This is a genomic window from Caballeronia sp. M23-90 (genome assembly GCF_053574605.1).
Map to the genome: position 1 here is coordinate 1 of NZ_JBSIPA010000533.1, position 4,229 is coordinate 4,229.

General features: G+C 61.7%; 3 protein-coding genes and 2 pseudogenes. All 5 read left to right on the forward strand.

The window, feature by feature from the left end:
- Positions 1-118, forward strand: a pseudogene (locus tag ACRXB1_RS31880) (LacI family DNA-binding transcriptional regulator); the annotation flags it as partial.
- Between the two features lie 133 nt (positions 119-251).
- Positions 252-1,265 carry an ABC transporter substrate-binding protein gene (locus ACRXB1_RS31885; protein ID WP_062000529.1) on the forward strand — a complete coding sequence of 338 codons (1,014 nt, stop codon included), beginning with the start codon at positions 252-254 and terminating at the stop codon, positions 1,263-1,265.
- Positions 1,266-1,409: 144 nt separating this feature from the next.
- Positions 1,410-2,981, forward strand: a complete 1,572-nt coding sequence (locus ACRXB1_RS31890) for a sugar ABC transporter ATP-binding protein (protein WP_062168211.1) — start codon at positions 1,410-1,412, stop codon at positions 2,979-2,981.
- The gene (locus tag ACRXB1_RS31895; protein ID WP_062168213.1) at positions 2,978-3,976 is read left to right on the forward strand and encodes an ABC transporter permease; all 999 of its coding nucleotides are present in this window, start codon (positions 2,978-2,980) and stop codon (positions 3,974-3,976) included. Before ACRXB1_RS31890 ends, ACRXB1_RS31895 begins: the two co-directional genes overlap by 4 nt.
- A gap of 10 nt (positions 3,977-3,986) precedes the next feature.
- Positions 3,987-4,229 (forward strand): annotated as a pseudogene (locus ACRXB1_RS31900) (ABC transporter permease); the annotation flags it as partial.

Here is a 4,229-nt window from a genome sequence, read left to right on the forward strand (position 1 = left end):
TGCTGGCGCACCGGTCCGCCGGCGTGTCGTGAAGCTCGACGGACCGCTGGTGGAGCGCGCGTCGGTAAGGGTATTCACCGAAGCAAAACAGCCCGCAATTAATAATATTAGCGATTGACCAATAATAAAATGCGGTGGAATAATCGTCGCACTTCGACTTTTTGAGACGGAGCGAGCAAGACGCAAAAAGAACACGACACAGCAGGACCGACGTACTTAAAAAAGCAAGACCATCCATACCGGAGGAAGACATGCTGTCGCTTGAAAACTTGAAAACATGCAAGACCCCGTTCCGCGTGCTCGCCACGTCCGTGCTCGCGCTGTCGATGGCGGCGGCATTCGGCATTGCACACGCTGACGACTCTCCCCTGCCGAAGCTGGCGACCAAAAAACCGCTGCGCGTCGGTTTTGCGCAGACCGAAAGCAACAACCCGTGGCGTCTCGCCGAAACCAAGAGCTTCAAGGACGTGGCTGCAAAGTGCGGCTGGCAGATGGTCATGACCGATGCCAACAGCTCGGCATCGAAACAGGTCGCCGATATCCAGAGCATGATCGCGCAGCACGTCGATCTGATCGTGTTCCCGCCGCGTGAAGAAAAGCCGCTTGCGCCTATCGTGCTGCAGGCCAAGAAAGCAGGCATTCCCGTGATCCTGGTCGACCGCGACGTGGATCAGTCGGTGGCGAAGGCGGGCCGCGACTACATCACGTTCATTGGTTCGGACTTCATCAACCAGGGGCAACGCGCCGCCGACTGGCTCGTGAAGGCGACGGGCGGCAAGGGCAAGATCATCGAACTGGAAGGATCGACGGGCGCGTCCGCTGCGAACGATCGCAAGAAAGGTTTCGATGACGTGATCGCGAAGAATCCGGGTCTGCAGATCATCGCGTCGCAAAGCGGCGATTTCGCCCGCGACAAGGGCCGCCAGGTCATGGAAACGCTGCTTCAGGCGCATCCCGACGTGACTGCCGTGTACGCGCACAACGACGAGATGGCCCTCGGTGCAATCGCGGCCATCAAGGCGGCCGGCAAGCAGCCAGGCAAGGACATCACGATCGTGACCATCGACGGAACGAAGGGCGGCATGGACGCAATCGCGGCCGGTGAACTCGGTGCGAGCGTGCAGTCGAGCCCGTTCTTCGGCCCCCTTGCGTGCGACGTGGCGCAGAAGTTCGCGAAGGGCGAAACCATCCCGCCGTGGGTGAAAGTCTCCGACCGCTTCTACGACAAGAGCAATGTCGCGCAGAGCATGCAGTACGGCTACTGAGCGGCTTCTGAGGGGCCGGTGATCGGCCAAGCAGCCCGCTGTAAAGAGCAACGAAGGTGTTCGAAGCGGCGCGCCCGGTCTTTCGCCGGCCGTCGCTTCTTTTGTATCCGGCGAACATTCCGTTCGCCCGAGGAGACGCATTCGATGAACACGCCAACTCAATCGCCGCTGCTGGAGATGCAGGACATCGATATCAGCTTCGGCGGCGTGGCCGCGTTGCGGCACGCGCGGCTTTCGGTACGCGCGGGAGAAGTGCATGCGCTGATCGGGCAGAACGGCGCGGGCAAATCGACGCTCATCAAGATCCTGACCGGCGCGTATCGGCGCACAGGCGGAACGATCCGTTTCGATGGCCGCGAAGCCGATTTCCGTACGCCCAAAGAGGCACGCGAAGCCGGTATCAGCACGATTTATCAGGAGATCAACCTGGTTCCGTTCCGCTCGATTGCCGAGAATATCTTTCTCGGCCGCGAGCCGCGGCGCCTTGGTTTGATCGACTGGAAGACGATTCATCGGCGCGCGCAGGAATTGCTCGATTCGTTCGGCTTGCAGATCGATGTCAGCAAACCCGTGCGCGAATTCTCCACCGCCATTCAGCAGATGGTGGCGCTCGCGCGAGCGGTATCGTCGGAAGCGAAGATGGTCATCATGGACGAATCCACGTCCTCACTCGATGAACGCGAGGTCGAACTTTTATTCAGCGTCGTGCGGCGTTTGCGCGACGATGGCCGCGCGGTGATCTTCGTCTCGCACCGGCTCGACGAGTTGTACGCACTGTGCGACCGCGTGACCGTCATGCGCGATGGCCAGACCGTCGCCGAAAGCCCCATGGCCGCGCTCGACAAACTGCAACTCGTGACCACGATGCTCGGCCGCACGCTCGCCGCCGTGGTGCAGGAGGACAGTGCCGTGAAGGAAGCGAACCTGGCCAAACGCGGCACGACGGCGATCAGCGCAAAGAACATTGGCGCGGGCGCGAAGGTGACGGACGTTTCGCTCGATGTCCACGCGGGCGAAGCCGTAGGTCTCGCCGGCTTGCTCGGCTCGGGTCGCACGGAGACCATGCGGCTGATGTTCGGCGCGGATCCGGCCGAGCGCGGGTCGCTTTCCATCGATGGAAAACCGGTGAATTTCAAGTCGCCGCAAGATGCGATTGCGCGCGGCATCGCTTATCTGACGGAGGATCGCAAAGGCGATGGGATCGTGCCGGAGCTGTCCGTGCGCGACAACCTCACGCTCGTTTGCCTGCGCACGCTCACCAAACACGGCGTGGTCGATGTCGCCAAGCAACGCGCGATTGTGGACAGGTTTATCGAATCGCTGGGGATCAAATTGCGCTCGCCGGACCAGCCGATTCGCGAGTTGTCGGGCGGTAACCAGCAGAAGGTGTTGCTCGCACGTTGGCTCGCCACGAATCCCTCGTTGCTCCTGCTCGATGAGCCCACGCGCGGCATTGACGTAGGCGCCAAGGCCGATGTCGCAAAGATCATTCGCGAGTTGCGCGACTCGGGGCTGGCAGTGTTGCTGTCGGCGTCGGAGCTGGAGGAACTCACGGCGGTGGCCGATCGCGCGGTCGTGATCCGCGATGGCAAGACCGTCGCCGAACTCGACGGCGCACGCATGAGCGAGGCGTCGATCATGGACGCCATCGCCTACGGATCAGGTGAAGAGTCGGCGCTGGCGGAAGCCGTCGATGCCAAAGAAGGTCAGCCATGAACCAGAAAACTCAACCGGCAACGGTCGCGCCGCCCGTGGGACAAAACGCGCCGGGCGCAGCGAAGAAAAAATACCGCATCACGATCCAGCGCGAGATCGCCGTCCTTCTCGCGATGGTCGTGTTCAACCTGTTCTTCACGCAGCACTTCTGGTCGCTGCAGACGTTCAACGTCAACCTGACGCAAGTGGTGACGATCGTCATTGTCGGCATCGGGATGACGCTGGTCGTGGCGACCGGGGGTATCGATTTATCGGTCGGCGCTTCGATGGCGATCGCCGGATCGCTCGCGCCGATGATCTTCATGAACATCGCCGGGCCGTTCGGCATTGCGCTGGCGTTTGTCTTGCCCGTGCTGGCTGCCGCGCTGTGCGGCGTGTTCAACGGCTTCCTCGTGACGAGGCTCTCCGTGCAGCCGATTGTCGCGACGCTGGTGCTGTTCATCGCGGGGCGCGGTATCGCGCAGGTTTTCACCGACGGCAGCCTGCAAGCCTTCAACAATCCCGCGTTCCAGTGGATCGCGTTGGGCCGCGTCGCGGGCGTGCCAGCCCAAGTGTTCCTGATGCTTCTGCTGGTCGCCATATTTGCATGGATCGTGCGCAAGACCCTGTTCGGCCAGTATTTGCTCGTGACCGGCGGCAATGAACAAGCGGCCTATTTGAGCGGCATTCCCACCACGCGCGTGAAGATGCTCGCGTACACGTTGTGCGCGGCGCTGGCCGGGCTGGCAGGCCTTATCTCGATCTCGGTCAATTCATCTTCCGATGCCAACGTGATCGGCCTTGGTTCCGAGCTCGATGCCATCGCCGCCGTTGCCGTCGGCGGCACGGCGTTGACGGGCGGGAAGGCGTATATCGTCGGGACGCTGATTGGCGCGCTGATCATCCAGTTGCTTCGATACACCCTGCTCGCTCACGGGATTCCCGACGCGGCCGCGCTGGTCGTGAAGGCGGGCATCATCATCGCCGCGGTTTATGTGCAACGGCGCCAGCGCTAGGGGCATCGATATGAAAAAGAACCTTCCCATCCTGTTGGCACTGGCCGCGCTGCTCGTCTTTGGCGTAACCCGCTACGACCACTTTGCATCGGCCTACAACATCACATCCTTCTGGCGATACAACTCGATGTTCGCGTTGATATCGGTGGGCATGGCGTTTGTGATCATCACGGGCGGCATCGATTTGTCGGTGGGCGCGGTGGCGGCGTTCGCGAGCGTGGTCGCGGCATTGGCAAGTTCGCATGGCGGCGTA

Excerpts from the sequence above, each read along its gene's own strand:
- ACRXB1_RS31885 (WP_062000529.1), top strand. The coding sequence starts at position 252 with ATGCTGTCGCTTGAAAACTTGAAAACATGCAAGACCCCGTTCCGCGTG.
- ACRXB1_RS31895 (WP_062168213.1), top strand. The coding sequence starts at position 2,978 with ATGAACCAGAAAACTCAACCGGCAACGGTCGCGCCGCCCGTGGGACAA.
- ACRXB1_RS31890 (WP_062168211.1), top strand. The coding sequence starts at position 1,410 with ATGAACACGCCAACTCAATCGCCGCTGCTGGAGATGCAGGACATCGAT.